Source organism: Streptomyces sp. NPDC014907 (genome assembly GCF_055562975.1).
In genome coordinates, this window is sequence record NZ_JBVHEG010000002.1 from 358960 (window position 1) to 378335 (window position 19376).

At 74.2% G+C, this 19376-nt stretch carries 15 protein-coding genes and 2 pseudogenes; 7 read left to right on the forward strand and 10 right to left on the reverse strand.

What is annotated here, in order from left to right; translation table 11 throughout:
- Window positions 1–18 precede the first annotated feature (18 nt).
- Together ACZ3IL_RS07090 and ACZ3IL_RS07095 are read left to right on the forward strand one after the other, a co-directional pair.
- Window positions 19–1752: an ABC transporter ATP-binding protein gene (locus ACZ3IL_RS07090; RefSeq protein WP_467387450.1), complete on the forward strand. Its 1734-nt coding sequence runs from the start codon at window positions 19–21 to the stop codon at window positions 1750–1752.
- Window positions 1752–3680: an ABC transporter ATP-binding protein gene (locus ACZ3IL_RS07095; RefSeq protein WP_467387452.1), complete on the forward strand. Its 1929-nt coding sequence runs from the start codon at window positions 1752–1754 to the stop codon at window positions 3678–3680. The genes ACZ3IL_RS07090 and ACZ3IL_RS07095 overlap by 1 nt, the downstream gene beginning before the upstream one ends.
- A gap of 68 nt (window positions 3681–3748) precedes the next feature.
- Here ACZ3IL_RS07095 and ACZ3IL_RS07100 read toward each other — a convergent pair whose 3' ends face one another.
- From ACZ3IL_RS07100 to ACZ3IL_RS07125, 6 genes and pseudogenes are all read right to left on the reverse strand, one after another.
- Entirely contained in the window at window positions 3749–5059 is a 1311-nt protein-coding gene (locus ACZ3IL_RS07100) for an RNA polymerase sigma factor (protein ID WP_467387454.1), read from the reverse strand.
- Window positions 5002–6894: a DNA primase gene (gene dnaG / locus ACZ3IL_RS07105; RefSeq protein WP_467387456.1), complete on the reverse strand. Its 1893-nt coding sequence runs from the start codon at window positions 6892–6894 to the stop codon at window positions 5002–5004. Before dnaG ends, ACZ3IL_RS07100 begins: the two co-directional genes overlap by 58 nt.
- A gap of 29 nt (window positions 6895–6923) precedes the next feature.
- The gene (locus tag ACZ3IL_RS07110) at window positions 6924–8183 is read right to left on the reverse strand and encodes an NAD(P)/FAD-dependent oxidoreductase (RefSeq protein ID WP_467387458.1); all 1260 of its coding nucleotides are present in this window, start codon (window positions 8181–8183) and stop codon (window positions 6924–6926) included.
- A 130-nt stretch (window positions 8184–8313) separates the two neighbouring features.
- The gene (locus ACZ3IL_RS07115; protein WP_467387460.1) at window positions 8314–9651 is read right to left on the reverse strand and encodes a deoxyguanosinetriphosphate triphosphohydrolase; all 1338 of its coding nucleotides are present in this window, start codon (window positions 9649–9651) and stop codon (window positions 8314–8316) included.
- A 53-nt stretch (window positions 9652–9704) separates the two neighbouring features.
- Window positions 9705–10484: pseudogene (locus ACZ3IL_RS07120) on the reverse strand (sirohydrochlorin chelatase); the annotation flags it as partial.
- A gap of 160 nt (window positions 10485–10644) precedes the next feature.
- Window positions 10645–11286: a hypothetical protein gene (locus tag ACZ3IL_RS07125; RefSeq protein ID WP_467388187.1), complete on the reverse strand. Its 642-nt coding sequence runs from the start codon at window positions 11284–11286 to the stop codon at window positions 10645–10647.
- A 341-nt stretch (window positions 11287–11627) separates the two neighbouring features.
- Here ACZ3IL_RS07125 and ACZ3IL_RS07130 point away from each other — a divergent pair, with 341 nt between their 5' ends.
- Window positions 11628–12317 (forward strand): SanA/YdcF family protein, encoded by a 690-nt coding sequence (locus tag ACZ3IL_RS07130; protein WP_467387462.1) that lies wholly within the window; start codon window positions 11628–11630, stop codon window positions 12315–12317.
- Window positions 12318–12423: 106 nt separating this feature from the next.
- Window positions 12424–14517, forward strand: coding sequence for a molybdopterin oxidoreductase family protein (locus ACZ3IL_RS07135; RefSeq protein ID WP_467387464.1), 2094 nt, complete (start codon window positions 12424–12426; stop codon window positions 14515–14517).
- Between the two features lie 64 nt (window positions 14518–14581).
- Here the strand turns inward: ACZ3IL_RS07135 and ACZ3IL_RS07140 are convergent, their stop codons facing one another.
- The 3 genes and pseudogenes from ACZ3IL_RS07140 to ACZ3IL_RS07150 all read right to left on the reverse strand — a co-directional run bounded on the left by ACZ3IL_RS07140 (window position 14582) and on the right by ACZ3IL_RS07150 (window position 16006).
- Complete coding sequence (locus ACZ3IL_RS07140; protein ID WP_467388188.1) at window positions 14582–14941, reverse strand: gamma-glutamylcyclotransferase family protein; 360 nt, start codon at window positions 14939–14941, stop codon at window positions 14582–14584.
- Window positions 14942–14992: 51 nt separating this feature from the next.
- A pseudogene (cutA, locus tag ACZ3IL_RS07145) lies at window positions 14993–15301 on the reverse strand (divalent-cation tolerance protein CutA); the annotation flags it as partial.
- Between the two features lie 90 nt (window positions 15302–15391).
- Window positions 15392–16006 (reverse strand): NADPH-dependent FMN reductase, encoded by a 615-nt coding sequence (locus ACZ3IL_RS07150; protein ID WP_467387466.1) that lies wholly within the window; start codon window positions 16004–16006, stop codon window positions 15392–15394.
- A 92-nt stretch (window positions 16007–16098) separates the two neighbouring features.
- On the opposite strand from ACZ3IL_RS07150, the gene ACZ3IL_RS07155 reads away from it, so the two are divergent.
- From ACZ3IL_RS07155 to ACZ3IL_RS07165, 3 genes are all read left to right on the forward strand, one after another.
- Window positions 16099–16887: an aminotransferase class IV gene (locus ACZ3IL_RS07155; RefSeq protein WP_467387468.1), complete on the forward strand. Its 789-nt coding sequence runs from the start codon at window positions 16099–16101 to the stop codon at window positions 16885–16887.
- 256 nt (window positions 16888–17143) lie between these two features.
- Window positions 17144–17674 (forward strand): hypothetical protein, encoded by a 531-nt coding sequence (locus ACZ3IL_RS07160; protein WP_467387470.1) that lies wholly within the window; start codon window positions 17144–17146, stop codon window positions 17672–17674.
- 177 nt (window positions 17675–17851) lie between these two features.
- Window positions 17852–18469, forward strand: coding sequence for a class F sortase (locus ACZ3IL_RS07165; RefSeq protein WP_467387472.1), 618 nt, complete (start codon window positions 17852–17854; stop codon window positions 18467–18469).
- Window positions 18470–18494: 25 nt separating this feature from the next.
- Here the strand turns inward: ACZ3IL_RS07165 and ACZ3IL_RS07170 are convergent, their stop codons facing one another.
- Window positions 18495–19280 (reverse strand): sulfite exporter TauE/SafE family protein, encoded by a 786-nt coding sequence (locus ACZ3IL_RS07170; RefSeq protein ID WP_467387474.1) that lies wholly within the window; start codon window positions 19278–19280, stop codon window positions 18495–18497.
- Window positions 19281–19376: the final 96 nt, after the last annotated feature.

The window sequence follows — 19376 nt, forward strand, 5'->3', positions numbered from 1 at the left end:
CGGGCGATAGTAAGTCCCGTGCTCATAAGACTTCTCCGAACCCACCTCCGGCCCTACCGAAAACCCATCGCGCTGCTCGTCCTCCTCCAGTTCCTGCAGACCTGCGCGAGCCTCTACCTGCCGACCCTGAACGCCGACATCATCGACAACGGCGTCGTCGAGGGGGACACCGGCTACATCCTCCGGTTCGGCGCCCTGATGGTCGGCGTCTCCGTCGTCCAGGTCGTCTGCAACGTCGGGGCCGTGTACTACGGCGCGCGGACCGCGTCCGCCCTCGGCCGTGACGTGCGCGGCGCCGTCTTCGACCGCGTGCAGTCCTTCTCCGCGCGGGAGTTGGGGCACTTCGGCGCGCCCTCGCTGATCACCCGCACCACCAACGACGTGCAGCAGGTCCAGATGCTGGTCCTGATGGCGTTCACGCTGATGGTCTCCGCGCCCATCATGTGCGTCGGCGGCATCGTGATGGCGCTCGGCCAGGACGTGCCCCTGTCCGGCGTGCTGCTCGCGGTGGTGCCGGTGCTCGGCGTCGCCGTCTCGCTGATCGTCCGGAGGATGCGGCCGCTCTTCCGGACGATGCAGACGCGCCTCGACACGGTGAACCGGGTGCTGCGCGAGCAGATCACCGGCAACCGGGTCATCCGCGCCTTCGTGAAGGACGCGTACGAGGAGGAGCGCTTCCGGGGGGCCAACGGCGAGCTGACCGACGTGTCGCTGGCGACCGGCCGCCTGATGGCGCTGATGTTCCCGACGGTGATGACCGTCGTGAACGTGTCCAGCGTGGCCGTGGTCTGGTTCGGCGCGCACCGCATCGACAGCGGCGGGATGGAGATCGGCGCGCTGACCGCCTTCCTCGCCTATCTGATGCAGATCGTGATGGCCGTCATGATGGCCACCTTCATGTTCATGATGGTGCCGCGCGCCGAGGTGTGCGCCGAGCGCATCGAGGAGGTCCTCGCGACCGACTCCAGCGTGGTGCCGCCGGCCGACCCGGTGACCACGCTCGACCGGCGGGGGCACCTGGAGATCAGGAACGCGGACTTCCGCTACCCGGGCGCGGAGGAGTCCGTCCTCAAGGGCGTCGGGCTCGTCGCCCGGCCCGGCGAGACCACCGCGATCATCGGCTCGACGGGCAGCGGCAAGTCGACCCTGCTCGGGCTCGTGCCCCGCCTCTTCGACGCGACCGGCGGCGAGGTCCTGGTCGACGGCGTGGACGTGCGGAGGCTCGACCCCGCCCTGATGGCGCGGACGGTGGGCCTGGTGCCGCAGAAGCCGTACCTCTTCTCGGGAACGGTGGCGACGAACCTGCGGTACGGGAAGCCCGACGCGACCGACGAGGAGCTGTGGCACGCCCTGGAGGTCGCCCAGGCGGCCGACTTCGTGCGGAAGCTGGAGAACGGCCTGAACTCCCCGATCGCGCAGGGCGGCACCAACGTCTCCGGCGGACAGCGCCAGCGGCTCGCGATCGCGCGGACGCTGGTGCAGCGGCCGGGGATCTACCTCTTCGACGACTCGTTCTCCGCGCTCGACTACGAGACGGACGCCCTGCTGCGGGCCGCGCTGGCCGAGGAGACGGCGGACTCGACCGTGGTGATCGTCGCCCAGCGGGTGTCGACCATCCGGGACGCCGACCGGATCGTGGTCCTCGACGAGGGCCGGGTCGTGGGCACCGGGCGGCACCACGAACTGATGGCGGACAACGAGACGTACCGGGAGATCGTGCTCTCCCAGCTGACCGAGGCGGAGGCAGCCTGATGGCCGGTCCTGGCGGACGCATGATGGCCGGTGGCGGCCCCGACCAGCGGTCGATGGACTTCAAGGGGTCGGGCAGGCGGCTGCTGCGGCAGCTCGCGCCCGAGCGCGGCACGCTCTGGGCGATGCTGGTCGCCGGCGTGCTCTCGGTGGCGGCCTCCGTCGTCGGGCCGAAGATCCTCGGCCGGGCGACGGACCTGATCTTCGCCGGCGTGGTCGGGCGGCAGACGCCCGCGGGCGCCACGAAGGAACAGACCCTGGAGGGGCTGCGCGCCCGCGGCCAGGACGGCATGGCGGACATGCTGTCCGGGGTCGACTTCACTCCGGGCCGGGGGATCGACTTCTCCGCCGTGGGCGAGGTGCTGCTCCTGGTCCTGGCGGTGTACGTGGCGGCGGGCCTGCTGATGCTGGTCTCCACCCGCATGTCGATCAGGGTGATCAACCGGACGGTCTACCGGATGCGGGAGGACGTCCAGACGAAGCTGGCGCGGCTGCCGCTGTCGTACTTCGACCGGGCCAAGCGCGGTGAGGTGCTGTCCCGGGCGACCAACGACATCGACAACATCTCGCAGACGCTCCAGCAGTCGATGGGCCAGCTGATCAACTCGCTGCTCACGATCGTCGGCGTGCTCGCGATGATGTTCTGGATCTCGCCGCTGCTGGCCCTGGTGGCGCTGGTGACGGTGCCGCTCTCGGTGTTCGTCGCGGCGAGGATCGGCAAGCGCTCGCAGCCGCACTTCGTGCAGCAGTGGAAGTCCACGGGCACGCTCAACGCGCACGTCGAGGAGATGTACAGCGGGCACGCCCTGGTGAAGGTCTTCGGGCGGCAGGAGGAGTCCGCGCGGGACTTCCGCGAGCAGAACGAGGCGCTGTACGAGGCCGGGTTCAAGGCGCAGTTCAACTCCGGCGTGATGCAGCCGGTGATGTTCTTCCTCTCGAACATCAACTACGTCCTGGTGGCCGTGGTCGGCGGTCTGCGGGTGGCGAGCGGCACGCTCTCCATCGGTGACGTGCAGGCCTTCATCCAGTACTCGCGCCAGTTCTCGATGCCGCTGACGCAGGTGGCGTCGATGGCGAACCTGGTGCAGTCGGGCGTCGCCTCGGCCGAGCGGGTCTTCGAACTGCTCGACGCCGAGGAGCAGGAGCCCGACGTGCCGGCGGACGGGAAGCCCCTGGAGCTCAGGGGGAAGGTCGCCCTGGAGCACGTCTCCTTCCGCTACGAGGAGGACAAGCCCCTCATCGAGGACCTGTCGCTCGCGGTGGAGCCGGGCCAGACGGTCGCGATCGTCGGCCCGACGGGCGCCGGCAAGACGACCCTGGTGAACCTGCTGATGCGGTTCTACGAGGTGACGGGCGGCCGGATCACCCTGGACGGGGTGGACGTCTCGACGATCTCCCGCGAGCGGCTGCGGACCGCGATCGGGATGGTCCTCCAGGACACCTGGCTCTTCGGCGGCACCATCGCGGACAACATCGCGTACGGCGCGACGCGTCCGGTGACCCGGGAGGAGATCGAGGAGGCGGCGCGGGCGGCGCACGCCGACCGGTTCGTCCGGACGCTGCCCGACGGGTACGACACCGTCATCGACGACGAGGGGACGGGGGTCAGCGCGGGCGAGAAGCAGCTCATCACCATCGCGCGCGCGTTCCTGTCGGACCCGGTGATCCTCGTCCTGGACGAGGCGACCAGTTCGGTCGACACCCGTACCGAGGTGCTGATCCAGAAGGCGATGGCCCGTCTGGCCCACGGGCGGACCTCGTTCGTGATCGCGCACCGGCTCTCCACGATCCGGGACGCGGACGTGATCCTGGTGATGGAGAACGGCTCGATCGTGGAGCAGGGCACGCACGAGGACCTGCTGTCGTCCGGCGGGGCCTACGCGCGCCTGTACGCGGCGCAGTTCGCGCAGGCGGTGGCGGAGGTCGACTGACCGGCGACCGCCCCCGGGGGGGTCCGTGCCGTGCGGCGCGGGCCCCCCTTCCGTCGCGGTCCGGTCCCTCAGTCCAGGTATCCCCTGAGCTGGTCCGCGTACGTGTGGTCGCGGAGTTTGCCGAGGGTCTTGGACTCGATCTGGCGGATGCGTTCGCGCGTCACGCCGAAGAGCTGTCCGATCTCCTCCAGGGTGCGGGGGCGGCCGTCGTCCAGGCCGTAGCGGAGCTGGACGACCTTCCGTTCGCGTTCGCCGAGGGTGGAGAGCACGTCCTCCAGGTGACGGCGGAGCAGCAGGAAGGCGGCGGACTCGACCGGGGAGGTGGCGTCGCCGTCCTCGATGAGGTCGCCGAGGGCCACCTCGTCCTCCTCTCCGACGGGGGTGTGCAGGGAGACCGGTTCCTGGGCGAGGCGGAGCACCTCCCCGATGCGTTCGGGGGGCAGGCCGAGCTGGGCGGCGACCTCTTCGGGGGTGGGCTCGTAGCCGCGTTCCTGGAGCATGCGGCGCTGGACGCGGACGACCCGGTTGATGAGTTCCACCACGTGCACGGGGACGCGGATGGTGCGGGCCTGGTCGGCGAGGGCCCGGGACATGGCCTGGCGTATCCACCAGGTGGCGTAGGTGGAGAACTTGAAGCCGCGCGCGTAGTCGAACTTCTCGACGGCCCGGATGAGGCCGAGGTTCCCCTCCTGGACGAGGTCGAGCATGGTGAGGCCGCGGCCCACGTACCGCTTGGCGACGGAGACGACGAGGCGGAGGTTGGCCTCGATGAGCCTGCGCTTCGCGATCCGGCCCAGGACGACCAGCCGGTCCAGGTCGTCCGCGAGGCGGGTGTCCAGGTCGGGGGTGCCGGCGAGCTTCTCCTCGGCGAAGAGGCCGGCCTCGACGCGGCGGGCCAGTTCGACCTCCTCCTCGGCGGTGAGGAGCGGGATGCGGCCGATCTCGCGCAGGTACTGCCGGAAGAGGTCGGAGGAGAGGCCGTTGCCGCCGGGGTCGGGGCGCTGGCGCCGGGGCGGGAGCGCGGCCTCCCCGGCGTCGCCGCCGGGTTCCTCCGTGCCGCCGCCGGGCGTCGGCCGGTCCTCTCCGGGCGCCGGGCGGTCCCCGCCGGGTTCTGCCTGGTCCTCGCCGGGTTCCGGCCGGTCCTCGCCGGGCGCTGTCCGGTTCCCGCCGGGTTCTGCCTGGTCCTGCGGCACGGTCTGGGTCTGCACGGCGGGCGACCTCCAGGTGGGGCGGAACGGCACCGTCACCCAGTGTGGGGTACGACACAACGCCGCCACGAGGGGCGTGCGGTGACTTTTTGGGTTCGCCGGGTGACCGAGCGTCAGAGGGCGGCGGCGCCGTTGTTCCTCAGGGACTGCCCGTACTGGGTGAGCACCCACAGTTCGTTCTGCACGGCCGCGGTCCGCTCCGGGTCGCCGTTCGGCCCGAGGCGGGCCAGGGTGCCCTGGACGTCGCGGATGCGGCGGTCGACGGCGCGGAGGCGGACGGTGACGAGCTGGTCGCCGGCGTAGGCCTCGTCCACGGTCCTGGCGAAGATCGTCTCGACGGCGAGTTCGGTGACGAGGGCGCGGACGGTGTCGTCGGGGGCGGCCTCGCGGACGGCGTCGAGGTAGTCGGCGGGGGCCCCGGTGGCGCCGCCCGCGTCCTGGATGCACTGCCGGACGGCCGCGTAGGGCGGGGCGGTGAACTCGTCCGCGCCGTACGCGTCGAAGGCCGGGGAGACCAGTTCGGGCCGCTGGAGGGCGAGTTTGAGGAGTTCGCGCTCGGTGCGGTGGGCGGGGCTGCGCAGGTTGAGCGCGGGCCCGGAGGGGGCGGCGGCCGGGGCCGGGGCGGCGTGGCCGGGCCGGGAGGGCTGCTGCCGGGCGGGGCCCTTGGTACCGCCCTGCCGCTGCCAGCGGGCGATCTGGGCGACCCGCCGGACGACGAACTGGGTGTCGAGGATGCCGAGCATGCCGGCGAGCTGGACGGCGACCTCGTGCTGGGAGGCGACGTTCTTGATGCGGGCGACGACGGGGGCCGCCTCGTCGAGGGCGGCGGCCCGGCCGGCCGGGGTCTCCAGGTCGTACCGCCGCACGATCTGGCGGAGGGCGAACTCGAAGAGCGGGGTGCGGGGTTCGACCAGGTCCGCGACGGCCTCGTCGCCCTTGGCGAGCCGGAGGTCGCAGGGGTCCATGCCGTCGGGGGCGATGGCGATGTACGTCTCGGCGGCGAACTTCTGGTCGTCCTCGAAGGCGCGCAGGGCGGCCTTCTGGCCGGCGGCGTCGCCGTCGAAGGTGAAGATGACGCGGGCCGAGCCGTTGTCCATGAGGAGGCGGCGGAGGATCTTGATGTGGTCGCCGCCGAAGGCGGTGCCGCAGGTGGCGATGGCGGTGGTGACCCCGGCGAGGTGGCAGGCCATGACGTCGGTGTAGCCCTCGACGACGACGGCCCGGCTGCTCTTGGCGATCTCCTTCTTGGCGAGGTCGATGCCGTAGAGGACCTGCGACTTCTTGTAAATCGGGGTCTCGGGGGTGTTGAGGTACTTGGGGCCGTTGTCGTCGTCGCGGAGCTTGCGCGCGCCGAAGCCGACGATCTCACCGCCGACGTCCTTGATCGGCCACATGAGCCGGCCCCGGAAGCGGTCGATGGGACCGCGGCGGCCGTCCTGGGAGAGCCCGGAGAGGATCAGCTCCTTGTCGGAGAAGCCCTTGCCGCGCAGGAAGCGGGTGAGGTGGTCCCAGCCCGCCGGGGAGTAGCCGACGCCGAAGTGCTCGGCGGCGGCCTGGTCGAAGCCGCGCCCGGCGAGGAACTTCCGGCCGATCTCGGCCTCGGCGGAGCCGAGCTGGTCGGCGTAGAAGCGGGCGGCGGCCTGGTGGGCCTCGACCAGGCGGATGCGTTCGCCGCGCTGGTGACCGGGGTTGTAGCCGCCCTCCTCGTACCGCAGCGTGATGCCCGCCTTGGCGGCGAGGCGCTCGACCGTCTCCGAGAAGGAGAGGTGGTCGATCTTCATCACGAAGGCGATGGTGTCGCCGCCCTCCTGGCAGCCGAAGCAGTGGAAGAGCCCCTTGCTCGGGCTGACCTGGAAGGAGGGCGACTTCTCGTCGTGGAAGGGGCAGAGCCCCTTGAGGTTCCCGCCGCCCGCGTTGCGCAGCTGGAGGTATTCGGACACGACGGCGTCGATCGGGACCGCGTCCCGTACCGCCTTCACGTCGTCGTCGTTGATCCTGCCTGCCACGCGTGAAGTCTACGGGGAGACGGGGGTGATCAGATCAGTCCGTCCAGGGGCACGGAGGGGTCCGCGAGGGCCTCCGGGTCCACCCGCGCCCGGGAACGGATGAGGTTCTGGATCGGCTCTGTGACGTCCCACACGTTCACGTTCATCCCGGCGAGGACCCGGCCGTCCTTGAGCCAGAAGGCGATGAACTCCCGTTTGCCCGTGTCGCCGCGCACCACGACCTGGTCGTACGAGCCGGGGGGTGCCCAGCCCGAGTACTCCATGCCCAGGTCGTACTGGTCGGAGAAGAAGTAGGGCAGCCGGTCGTAGGAGACCGGCCTGCCGAGCATGGCGCGGGCGGCGGCGGGGCCGCCGTTGAGCGCGTTGGCCCAGTGCTCGACGCGGAGGCGGGTGCGCAGCAGCGGGTGGTGGGCGGCGGCCACGTCGCCGGCGGCGAAGATGTCGGGGTCGGAGGTGCGCAGGGACTCGTCCACGGCGATGCCGCCGCCGTCGGCCCGGTCCACCAGGGCGAGCCCGGAGTTCTCCGCGAGGGCGGTGCGGGGGGCGGCGCCGATCGCGGCGAGGACGGCGTGCGCCGGGTGCTCCTCGCCGTCGTCGGTGCGGACGGCGAGGACCAGGCCGTCCTGGCCGACGATCTCGGTGAGCCGGGCGCCGAAGTGGAAGCGGACGCCGTGGTCGCTGTGGAGGTCGGCGAAGAGCTGGCCCAGCTCGGGGCCGAGGACCCGGTGGAGCGGGGTGGGGTCGGACTCGACCACGGTGACCTCGGCGCCGTAGCCGCGGGCGGCGGCGGCGACCTCCAGGCCGATCCAGCCGCCGCCGGCGATCACCAGGTGGCCGTTGTCCCGGCCGAGGCCGGCGAGGACCTGGCGGAGCCGGTCGGCGTGGGCGAGCCGGCGCAGGTGGTGGACGCCGGTGAGGTCCGTGCCGGGGACGTCGAGGCGGCGCGGCTCGGAGCCGGTGGCCAGGAGCAGCTTGTCGTAACGGATGACGGTGCCGTCGCCGAGGCGGACGGTGCGGGCCTCGCGGTCGATCGCGGTGACGGCCTGCCCGAGGTGCAGTTCGATGTCGTTCGCCGCGTACCAGGCGGCGTCGTGGACGAAGACGTCGTCGCGTTCCCCCGCCCCGGTGAGGTAGCCCTTGGAGAGGGGCGGGCGCTCGTAGGGATGGTCGCGTTCGTCCCCGATGAGGATCACGCGGCCGTTGAACCCCTCGGCGCGCAGGGTCTCCGCCGCTTTGGCCCCTGCCAGGCCCCCGCCGGCGATGACAAAGGTCTGATCTGCGTCGACCACGTCGTTTCCTCCTCGTTGCGACCGTTTCCAACCTACGCCCCCGGACGTTCTCCGGGCCGTATCGCCCCGGGGCCGCATGCGAGCGTCCCGCACGGAGGGGACCGGCGGAAGAGGGCCGCGGGGCGCTCCCCTACCTCCGTCCGGAGCGGAGACGGGCGTGGAGGGCGCGGGCCGAGGCGTCGGTGAGGGAGGCGATCTGGTCCACGATCACGCGCTTGCGGGCCCGGTCGCCGGACGCCGTGTCGTACGCGGTGCGGAACTGCGGCTCCAGTCCGTCCGGCGCGCGGGCGACGAGGGCCTCGGCCAGTTCGGCGACGACGATCCGCTGGTCGGCGCGGAGGACCTCCTGCTCGGCGCGCTGCATGACGTACCGGTCGGCAACGGCCTTGAGGACGGCGCACTCGGCGCGGGTCTCGCGGGGGACGACCAGTTCGGCGCGGTAGCGGGTGAGGCGGCCCGAGCCGTACGCCCGGCGCGTGGCGCCCTCGGCGGCGAGGCAGAAGCGGCCGATGAGCTGGCTGGTGGCGTCCTTGAGGCGGGCCTGGGCGACGGCCGAGCCGTCGTATCCGTGCGGCCACCACTCCTGGTCGAGCAGCCGGTCCAGGGCGTCGGCCAGCTCCCCCGGGTCGGTGTCCTCCGGTACGTAGCGGCCGATCGCGACCTGCCAGATGTCGGCGCGCTCGGGTTCCGCGAGGAGGAGGTTGGGGTCGATGTGCCCGGCGTGCAGCCCGTCCTCGAAGTCGTGGACCGAGTAGGCCACGTCGTCGGACCAGTCCATCACCTGGGCCTCGAAGCACTTGCGGTGGGCGGGGGCGCCCCGCCGGATCCACTCGAAGACGGGGAGGTCGTCCTCGTACACGCCGAACTTGGGCGAGCCGGGGTCCGTGGGGTGACCGCCGCGTCCCCAGGGGTACTTGGTGGCGGCGTCGAGGGCGGCCCGGGTGAGGTTGAGGCCGACGCTGACGGGGACGCCGCCGGGGCCCTCGACGAAGCGCTTGGGCTCGATGCGGGTGAGGAGGCGGAGCGACTGGGCGTTGCCCTCGAAGCCGCCGCAGTCCTCGGCGACTTCGTTGAGGGCCTGCTCGCCGTTGTGCCCGAAGGGCGGGTGGCCCATGTCGTGGGCGAGGCAGGCGGTCTCGACCAGATCGGGGTCGCAGCCGAGGGCGGCGCCCAGTTCGCGGCCGACCTGGGCGCACTCCAGGGAGTGGGTCAGCCGGGTGCGGGGGCTGGCGTCCCAGGCGTGGCTCCGCGTGCCGGGGGTGACGACCTGCGTCTTGCCGGCCAGCCTGCGGAGCGCGGCGGAGTGCAGCACGCGGGCGCGGTCGCGCTGGAAGGCGGTGCGTCCGGGACGCTTGTCGGGCTCGGCGTCCCAGCGTTCGGTGTCGGCGGGGTCGTAGCCGGGGGTGTCGCCCGTGCCGGTGATGCCCGTGGTGTCCGTGCTGTCCTCGGTGTCTGCGATGCCTTCCATGTCTCGAAGGTAACCGGAGGGGCCGACAGTATTCCCCGGACGGGGGCGGGTTCCCGCGCGGGGGCGGCGGGGCCGGGCGGGGACGCGCCGTCGTGGCGGTGGAGGACCAGGCGGGCGAGGGCCGGGTGGTCGCCGAGCGGTTCGGCGGCGATCCAGGGGGCGTGCGCGGCGGCACGGGCGGCGAAGAGGCCGGGGGCGGTGAAGCAGGAGGCGATCGCGATCCGCCGGCGGCCCCGGGCGGTGAGGGCGCGGACGGCGTCGGGGACGGTGGGCGCGGCGGCGGAGGCGTAGGCGGGGAGGACGGGCACGCCGCCGAGGCGTTCGCCGAGGAGGGCGGCGATGCGCCGGGTCTCGGCGCCGGAACGGGGGTCGCGGGAACCGGCGGCGGCGAGGACGACCCCGGTGGTCGCCGGGTCCAGGTCCTCCCCGGTGGCCCGGGCGGCTTCGGCGAGACGGCCGGCGAGGGCCTCGGCGAGGAGGGGGTGGGCGCCGAGGGGGCCGGCGACGCGGGCCCGCAGGCCGGGCGTGGCGGCGACGGCAGCGGGCAGGTCGTGGGTGACGTGGTGGCCGGGGGCGAGGAGGAGCGGGACGAGGACCGCCTCCCGGCCCTCGGCGGCGAGGGCGGCGAGGGTCTCGTCCAGGAGCGGGGCGTTCAGCTCGATGTGGGCGAGGCGGACGTCGAGTCCGGGGCGCAGCGCGCGGACGCGGTCGAGGAGCCGGACCAGGGTGGCGCGGGCCCGGGGGTCGCGGCTGCCGTGGCCGACGGCGACGAGGACGGGGGCCTCCCCGCGGGGCGGGCGGGCGGCCGGTGGGCGGGCGGCGGGACTGGTCATGGCGGGCGTACCTCCTCGTCTGGCTTCCCTCGCGGGCGGCCGTCCGGACGCACCCCGTCGGGCTCCGTCCCGCACCGATCCTGACGGGGGCGCGTTGCCCGCCCGTTGCGGCCGGGTCACGGTTGTTTGCCGTGACCTCACCTCCGGGCCCCGGGCGTCGTCAGGCGTCCAGCCAGACCCGGAGCGGGCCGGTCTCCCCGAAGCCGGCAACGAGGGCGTCGGTGAGGGCGTCGCCGGACTCGTAGCCGACGACGGGGAGGCCGGCGGGAGCGGCGGCGAGGACGCCCGCCCAGACGAGGGCGGGGTCGGTGCCGTCCGTGGCGAAGAGGTTGGAGACGCCGGTGACGCGGGCGCTCGCGCTGAGGACGGCGCCGCCGAGGAGCCGGCCGTCGGGCGCGTGTCCGCCGACGACGACGGTCGCCGGGTCGTCGAGGAGGCGGGGGTGGAGGAGCGCGGCCTCCCCGGCGTCGCCGCCGCTCCAGCCCAGGGCCCAGGCGGCGAGCCCTTCCGGGGTGCGGACGGGCCGCCAGTCGCCGGTGGCGGCGGGGACGGGGAGGCCGGCGGGCCGGTGGATCCAGCGCGCCTCGAAGAGGAGCCGGAAGCCCTCGGCGGCCAGGTCGAGGCGGGCGAAGGAGTCCTTGACGGAGGCTCCGGGAGCGGAGCGGTCGATGGCGCCGAGGACGTCCCCGGCCGTCGCGTCCTCCGTCAGGGTCACGGCGTCCGGGTAGTAGAGCGGGGTGCGCCGGTCGCTGGTCCAGGCGCGGGGCCCGAAGGTGCCGGGGTGTCCGTGGGCGCGGCACATGGCCTGGCACCATTCGGCGTTGTTGCGGACGGCTGCGTCGAGGAGGTCCGCGCGGGCGGCGGCGTCGGTGGTCACGGACGGATCGTACGGATGTTCCCGCCTCCCGACCCCTTCTTTTTTCCCTTCGGTTCCGCGCAGCGGAATGCCCCTTCCATCGCGAGGACGTCCCCGGCGCCGGCCTTCCCCTCCGCCCGGCCACCCCGCCCGGCCGCCCCGCACGCCGCCCGGCCCGGTCCCGGCCGGCGCGCTCGGCGGAACCGGCCGGCCGGCCGGCGAACCGAATCCGGCCGGAACGCGTCGGACCGGATGACAGCACGACACCGATCCACGGAGGTTCCCGCATGCCGGCACGGTCCGCCCGGTGGCTCCCCCGCTCCCGCCGGGCCCGCCGCCGCACCGTCCAGGCCGTGATGGCGGGCGCGGTCCTCGCGCTCCTGCCGGCCACCTGGACGCACACGGCCGCCGCCGGAAGGCTCCGCACCACCGCGGACGTGCCCGCCCGGGACGTCGCCCTCGTCTTCGGCGCCGGCCTGTGGAAGGGGCGGCCGACCCCGTACCTCGCCCACCGCCTCGACACCGCCGCCGAGCTGTACCGCACGGGCAGGGTCCGGGTCCTGCTCGTCACCGGCGACAACGGCCGGACCGCGTACGACGAGCCCGGCGCCATGCGCGCGTACCTCACCGGGCGCGGGGTGCCGGACGAGCGGATCGTCAGCGACCACGCGGGCTTCGACACCTGGGACTCCTGCGTCCGGGCCCGGAAGGTCTTCGGCGTCGACCGGGCCGTCCTCGTCACCCAGGACTTCCACGTCCAGCGGGCCGTCGCGCTGTGCGGACGGGCGGGCGTCGACGCGTACGGCGTCGGGGTCGCCGAGCCCCGCGACCGCACCTGGTACTACGGCACCACCCGGGAGCTGTTCGCGGCGGGCAAGGCCGCCCTCGACGCGGGGCTGCGGCCCGAACCGCGCTTCCTCGGACCGCGCGAGAGGGGCGTCACGGAGGCGCTGGCGTCCCCGGTCCCGGAGCGCTGAGCCCGGACCGCCCTCACCCCCCGCCGCCCGCCCGGCGGAGGGCATGGCACCGCGCCCGTAATACGCCGCGCCGCCCCGCGTAACACTCCCGTCCCACCCTGGCCGCATGTCCGACACCACCGCCGTCCCCACCCACTGCCCCTACTGCGCGCTCCAGTGCGGGATGTCGCTGCGTCCCACCGGCGCACCGGAGTCGCCCGTCGAGGTGGTCGAGCGGACGGACTTCCCCGTCAACCGGGGCGCCCTGTGCGGCAAGGGCCGCACCGCGCCCGCCGTGCTCTCCCCCCGGGTCCGGCTCACCGGGCCCCTGGTCCGGTGCCCCGACACGGGGGCGCTGGTGCCCGCGTCCTGGGAGGAGGCGCTCGCCGCCGTCGCGGACGGGCTGCGCCGGGCCCGGGCCGGCCACGGCCCCGACGCCGTGGGGGTCTTCGGCGGCGGCGGCCTCACCAACGAGAAGGCGTACAGCCTCGGCAAGTTCGCCCGGATCGTCCTCGGCACCTCGCAGATCGACTACAACGGGCGCTTCTGCATGTCGTCGGCGGCCGCCGCGCACCAGCGGGCCTTCGGCCTCGACCGGGGCCTGCCCTTCCCCCTGGAGGACGTCCCGAGGACGGGGTGCGTGATCCTCGTCGGCTCCAACCCCGCCGAGACCATGCCGCCCGCCCTGCGCTTCTTCACCGAACTGAGGGAGAACGGCGGGAAGCTGATCGTCGTCGACCCGCGCCGCACCCGCACCGCCGAACAGGCCGATCTGCACCTCGCCCCGCGCCCCGGCACCGACCTCGCGCTCGCCCTCGGCATGCTCCACCTGGTGGTCGCCGGGGGGCGGGTGGACGAGGAGTTCGTCGCGGAACGCACCACCGGCTGGGAGGCGGCGCGGGCCGGGGCCATGTCCCACTGGCCCGAGCAGGTCGAGCGGATCACCGGCGTGCCCGTGCCCCTGCTGCGCGAGGCGGTCGCGATGTTCTGCGACGCCGGCAGCGGCATGGTGCTGACCGCGCGCGGCCCCGAGCAGCAGTCCAAGGGCACCGACACCGTGAGCGCCTGGATCAACCTGTGCCTGGCCACCGGAAGGGCCGGCCGGCCGCTGAGCGGGTACGGCTGCCTCACCGGCCAGGGGAACGGGCAGGGGGGCCGCGAACACGGCCAGAAGGCCGACCAGCTGCCCGGCTACCGCAAACTGGACGACCCCGCCGCCCGCGCGCACGTCGCCGGCGTGTGGGGAGTGGCGCCGGAATCGCTGCCGGGGCCGGGCAGGAGCGCGTACGAACTCCTCGACGCGCTCGGCGGGGACGTGCGGGCCCTGCTCCTCATGGGCTCCAACCCGGTGGTCTCCGCGCCGCGCGCCGCGCACGTCGAGGAACGGCTGCGGTCGCTCGACTTCCTCGCCGTCGCGGACGTGGTGCTCTCCGAGACGGCCGCGCTCGCCGACGTCGTCCTGCCCGTGACCCAGTGGGCGGAGGAGACCGGGACCATGACCAGCCTGGAGGGGCGCGTGCTGCTGCGCCGCCGCGCCCTCGCGCCGCCCCCCGGGGTGCGCGGCGACCTGGAGGTGCTGCACGGGCTCGCGGAGCTCCTGGGGGACGGGAACGGGATCGAGAAGGGCTTCCCGACCGACCCCGAGGAGGTCTTCGAGGAGCTGCGGCGCGCCTCGGCCGGCGGGCCCGCCGACTACTCGGGCATCACCTACCGGCGCGTCGAGGAGGAGGGGGGCGTCTTCTGGCCCTGTCCCTCGCCCGGCCACCCGGGGACGCCCCGGCTGTTCCTCGACCGGTTCGCGACGGCCGACGGGCGGGCCCGGTTCGTGCCGGTGACGCACCGGGCGGCGGCCGAGGAGACGGACGCCGAGTACCCGGTCGTCCTGACCACCGGGCGGGTCGTGTCCCAGTACCAGTCGGGGGCGCAGACCCGGCGGGTCGGCGAACTGAACGCGGCGGCGCCCGGCCCCTTCGTGGAGCTGCACCCCCGGCTCGCGGAGCGGCTGGGGGTGGGCGAGGGCGAGCGGATCGCGGTGGTCTCGCGGCGCGGGCGGGCCGTCGCGCCGGCCAGGATCACCCCGTCGATCCGGCCCGACACCGTCTTCATGCCGTTCCACTGGGCGGGCGAGGGGCGGGCCAACACCCTGGTGAACCCGGCGCTCGACCCGGTGTCGCGGATGCCGGAGTTCAAGGTGTGCGCGGTGCGCCTGGAACGCGCCTGAGGTGTGCGCGGTGCGCCTGGAACGCGCCTGAGGTGTGCGCGGTGCGCCCGGAACGTGCCCGAGGTCAGCGCGCGAACCAGTCGCCGCTCTCGATGACCGGGCCGAGGGGCGCGTCCGGCGCCGCCAGGAACACCCAGGCCGGGACCCGCGCCCCGTCCCGCACCCGTACGACGTCCTTCGCCACCCGCTCGTACCCGGCGGGCAGTTCGAGGCGGTCGAGCAGGCCGAACAGTTCCCCGTAGGCGCCGGGCGCGGGCGTGAGCAGGGTGCCCGTCACCCGGCCCCTCTCCGCCGGGACGGCGTACGGGTAGCCCGGCCCGTCGTGCAGGACGGCGCCGTCGAGCACGGCCTCGGCCTCGGCGCCGATCCGGCCGGCGAGGAACCGGTCGTGGTTGTACGCGCCCGGACGGAGCGTCCCGTACATGAAGAACGGCAGCTCGTCACCGGCCACCGGGCCCCCGGCCGCCGGGTCCGGAGCGGTCTCCCGCTCGACCCAGCGGGCGTACCCCTCGCTCACCCGGGTGACCCGGGTGGCGAGGATCTCGGGCGTCTCGTAGCCGTGCGCGGCGAGGAGGTGCGCCTCCAGGGCGGGGTGGCGGGCCTCGGTGGTCTTGAACTCCACCTGCCACTCCTCGGCGGTCTCGATCGCGCCCCGCCAGTGGTAGACGGAGGTGACGGGTCCCGAGACCTGCGCGCAGGCGGCGAGCCGGGCCTCGACGGCACCGCGCGCCAGGGCGTCGGCCTTGGCGCGGGCGTCGGTGGTGGTGCGGACGGTGACGATCACGTCTCCACCGTACGGGCGGACCGGGCCGCGTGCAGCCGGGCGTGCGGGCGGACCAAGCCGCGTGCAGCCGGGCGTGCGGGCCCGGTTCCCTCACGCGTCGTAGGGGCGGGCGGCCCTGGCGTCCCTGAGGGCGTGGCCCCACCAGGCGAGCTGGTCGAGGAGGGTCTTGGCCGCGCCCTCGGCCCCGGTGGGGTCCTGGTGCCGCCCGTCCTCGTCGAACAGGCCGTGGACGTGGTGGAAGGAGACGGTGTCCCGGACGGTGACGGCGTGGAGTTCGGCGAAGACCTGGCGGAGCTGTTCGACGGCCCGCAGGCCGCCGGAGATCCCGCCGTAGGAGACGAAGCCGACGGGTTTGGCCCGCCATTCGGTGTAGTGACGGTCGATCAGGTTCTTGAGGGACGCCGGGAAGGAGTGGTTGTACTCGGGGGTGAGGACGACGAAGGCGTCGGCGGCGGCGAGGGCGGGGGTGATCCGGGCGAGCGCGGCGCGGACGGCCGGGGAGGGGTCGTGCGAGAGGGAGGTCGGGAGGTTCGCCCCGGCGAGGTCGACGACGGTGACGGCGAAGTCCTCGCGCCCGGCGAGGCGGGAGAGGAGCCAGTCGGCGAGGACGGGGGCGAAGCGGCCTTCGCGGTCGCTGGCGACGACGAGGGCGAGGGAGAGGGGGGCGGAGGGAGCGGCGGGCCGCGAGGGGTTCGTGAGGTCCATGACGGTGATCGTGGTACCTCATGTTTGGTTGAGGTCAAGCGGTCCTCCGGGGCGCCCGGCGGGAAGGCGGCGGGGCCCCCTACCGTGAGGCCATGACGCCCCCTCCCCCGCCCCCCGCCGCCGACCGCCCCCACATCGAGGCCGACGGCGTCCCGGTGACCGATCCGGAGCTCCTCGGCGTCCTCATGGGCGGCTACGGCCACTTCACGGCGATGCAGGTGCGGGACGGGCGCGCGAAGGGGCTCGGGGCCCACCTCGAACGGCTCGACCGCTCGACCCGCGAACTCTTCGGCCGGGGCCTGGACGGCGGACGGGTCGGGGGGCTGGTCGCCGGGGCCCTGGAGGCCGCCGGACGGCGGGACGCCTCGGTCCGGGTGTACGTGTACGAGGGCGTCCGCACGGTCGTGACCGTCCGCGCCCCGGCACCGGACGGGCCCGGCGCCCCGCAGCGCCTGGCGAGCGTCGCGTACGAGCGCCCCGCCCCGCACATCAAGCACCCGGGCGGCTTCGGGCAGCGCCACCACGGCGAGGCGGCCCGGCGCGCGGGCTACGACGAGGCGCTGCTGACCACCCCGTCCGGCGAGATCGCCGAGAGCGCCGTCGCCAACATCGCCTTCTGGGACGGGACCTCGGTGGTCTGGCCGTCGGCCCCCTGCCTGCGCGGCGTCACCATGACCCTCCTGGAGCGGCGCCTCGGGTCGGTCCGGCGGCCGGTCACCCTGGCCGGGCTCCGCGACCACCGGGCCGCGTTCGTGACCAGCGCGCGGACGATCGCGCCCGTGACGGCGATCGACGGGGTGGCGTTCGCGGTGGACGAGGAGCTGATGGAGCGGGTGTACGCGGCGTACGGGAGCGTGCCGGCGGAGGAGATCCGCCCCTGAGGGACGGCACGGCGGGCGGACGCCCCGGTCACCCGTTCGGCGCGGACCGGGACCCGGCGTGTCGGAAACGGCCCCGACCTGCGAAAACGCCCGGCATTCGGGCGGCACGTCCTGTCGAACGGCCCCTTCCTGACGCCGCTTCAGCAGGCGGGAGGCGCGCCGCGGACTTTATGTCGGTCACAGCAGGTCCGTCTCCGGGAAGTCCCTCCCGGGAGGACCGCCCCGGCATGACCGTTCGCGCGCTCCGGAGGACCCCATGCGCACCACTGCCCGTCTGTTCACCGGTACCGCGCTGGCGGTCGTCGCGTTCGGCGCGTTCGGCGCCCCGGCGGCGTACGCCGGCGAGGAGTGGAACGAGTCCGGGGGGCGGTACGAGCCCCTCGAGATCTACCCGTCGTCCGCCTCCCCCGGCACCACGGTCACCGTGAACACCCCCGCCTGCGGCAAGCACGGACACGGCGTGGGGAACACGGACGGGCTCGGCGCGGGCGAGTTCCGGCTGAGCCCGGGCACCCACAAGGAGGTCGTGGTCGGGCAGTTCATCGTGCCGGAGCACGCCAAACCCGGCACGTACCGCATCGGCGTCGTCTGCGACAACGGGAAGAAGGCCCGGGGCGAGCTGACCGTCACGCACCGGCGGCCGAGCGGTCACGTCCAGACCGGTGTCGGGGGCAGCGTAGGCCCCGACACCGCCCAGGTCACGGCGGGCGTGGCGGTGCTGGCCGCGGCCGCCGTCGGCGGTGCCTGGCTCCTGCGCCGCCGGGCGAGCGGCGCGCGGGGGCACTGAGGCACCGCCTCCCCGCCCCCGCCGCGCCCGCACAGGGGCCCGGCGGGGGCGGGACCGCATCCCGCCGGGCGCGGGCCGGAAGGCCGCGGACCGGGGGGAGGACGGAACCGGAAGGTCGCAGGCCGAAGGGGCCGCGGACCGGGAGGACCGCGGACCGGAGAGACCGAGGGAATCCAGGTGAGCAGCAGGATCAAGGGCTGGGGCGTCGCGGCGGCCGCCTGTGCCGGACTCTGGCTCGTCCAGAACGGGTCGGAGCACGTCACCCCGCCCGTGCCGTCCGCCGCCCAGGCCTTCGCCGCCGGGCCGAACGTGCACACCGACGCCGCCGCCGACCCGCTGCCGCCCTCCGCGCCGGTGCGGCTGCGCATCCCCGAGACCGGCGTCGACGCGCCCATGACCCGGCTCGGCCTGGCGGCGGACGGTTCGCTCGGCGTGCCGCCGGCCGGGGACCGGAACCTGGCCGGCTGGTACGGCGACGGCACCACGCCCGGCGCGAAGGGCACCGCCGTCGTCGCGGGCCACGTCGACAACGCGGAGGGCCCGGCCGTCTTCTACACCCTCGGCGCGCTCCGGAAGGGCCACCGGATCGAGGTGGACCGGGAGGACGGGCGCACCGCCGTGTTCACGGTCGACGCGGTCGAGGTGTACGAGAACGACGCCTTCCCCGACGCGAAGGTGTACGGCGAGGCGGACCGCGCCGAGATCCGGGTGATCACCTGCGGCGGCGGCTTCTCGAAGAAGAACGGCTACCAGGGGAACGTGGTCGCCTTCGGGCACCTCATCGGGGTGCGGTGACGGCCCGCCGGGACGCGGTGACGGTTCACGTCCACTGGTCGAAGGCGAGCTTCGCGACCAGGGAGAGGACCACCACGAGCAGCACCCCGCGCACGAACCCGGTGCCCCTGCTCAGCGCCATCCGGGCCCCGGCCGTCCCGCCGACCAGGTTGAAGACCGCCATGACGGCGGCGAGCTGCCAGTACACGGTGCCCTGGTGGGCGAACATCGCGAGGGCGCCCGCGTTGGTGCAGACGTTGACGATCTTGGCGGTGGCCGAGGCGGTCACCAGGTCCAGGTGGAGCACGGCGGTCAGGGCGAGGACCAGGAAGGTGCCGGTGCCGGGCCCGAACAGGCCGTCGTAGAAGCCGATGCCGCCGCCGACGACCACGATCGCGGTCACGATCCGGGCCCGGGTCAGCGGCGCCCGCTCCTCCCCCTCCGGCCGCGCGCCGAAGGAGGGCCGCAGCATCACGAAGGCCGCCACCCCGAGCAGGACCACCATGATCACCGGGCGCAGGACCTCGCTGCTGATCCCGGCGGCGAAGAAGGCCCCGCCCATGGAGCCGGCGAGGGCCGCGAGCCCGATCCGCACCGCCGTCCCGACCTGTACGGGCGCCTTGCGGACGTAGGTGACGGCGGCCCCGGTGGTGCCGACGACGGCGACGGCCTTGTTCGTGCCGAGGACCTGCGCGGCCGGGACGTGCGGAAGACCGAGCAGCAGCGCGGGCAGCAGGAGCAGCCCGCCACCGCCCACCACGGCGTCGATCCAGCCCGCCACGAGCGCGGCGAGACAGAGCAGGACGAGCGTGGTCAGCGGTATGTCGGGCATGTCCGTGAGCCTAGGGAGGGGGCCGGCGCCCCGTCCATCAATCCCGGGAGAGTTGAGCTACGTCTGAGCTTGCCGCGCCCGGTTCGCGGTCGGGCG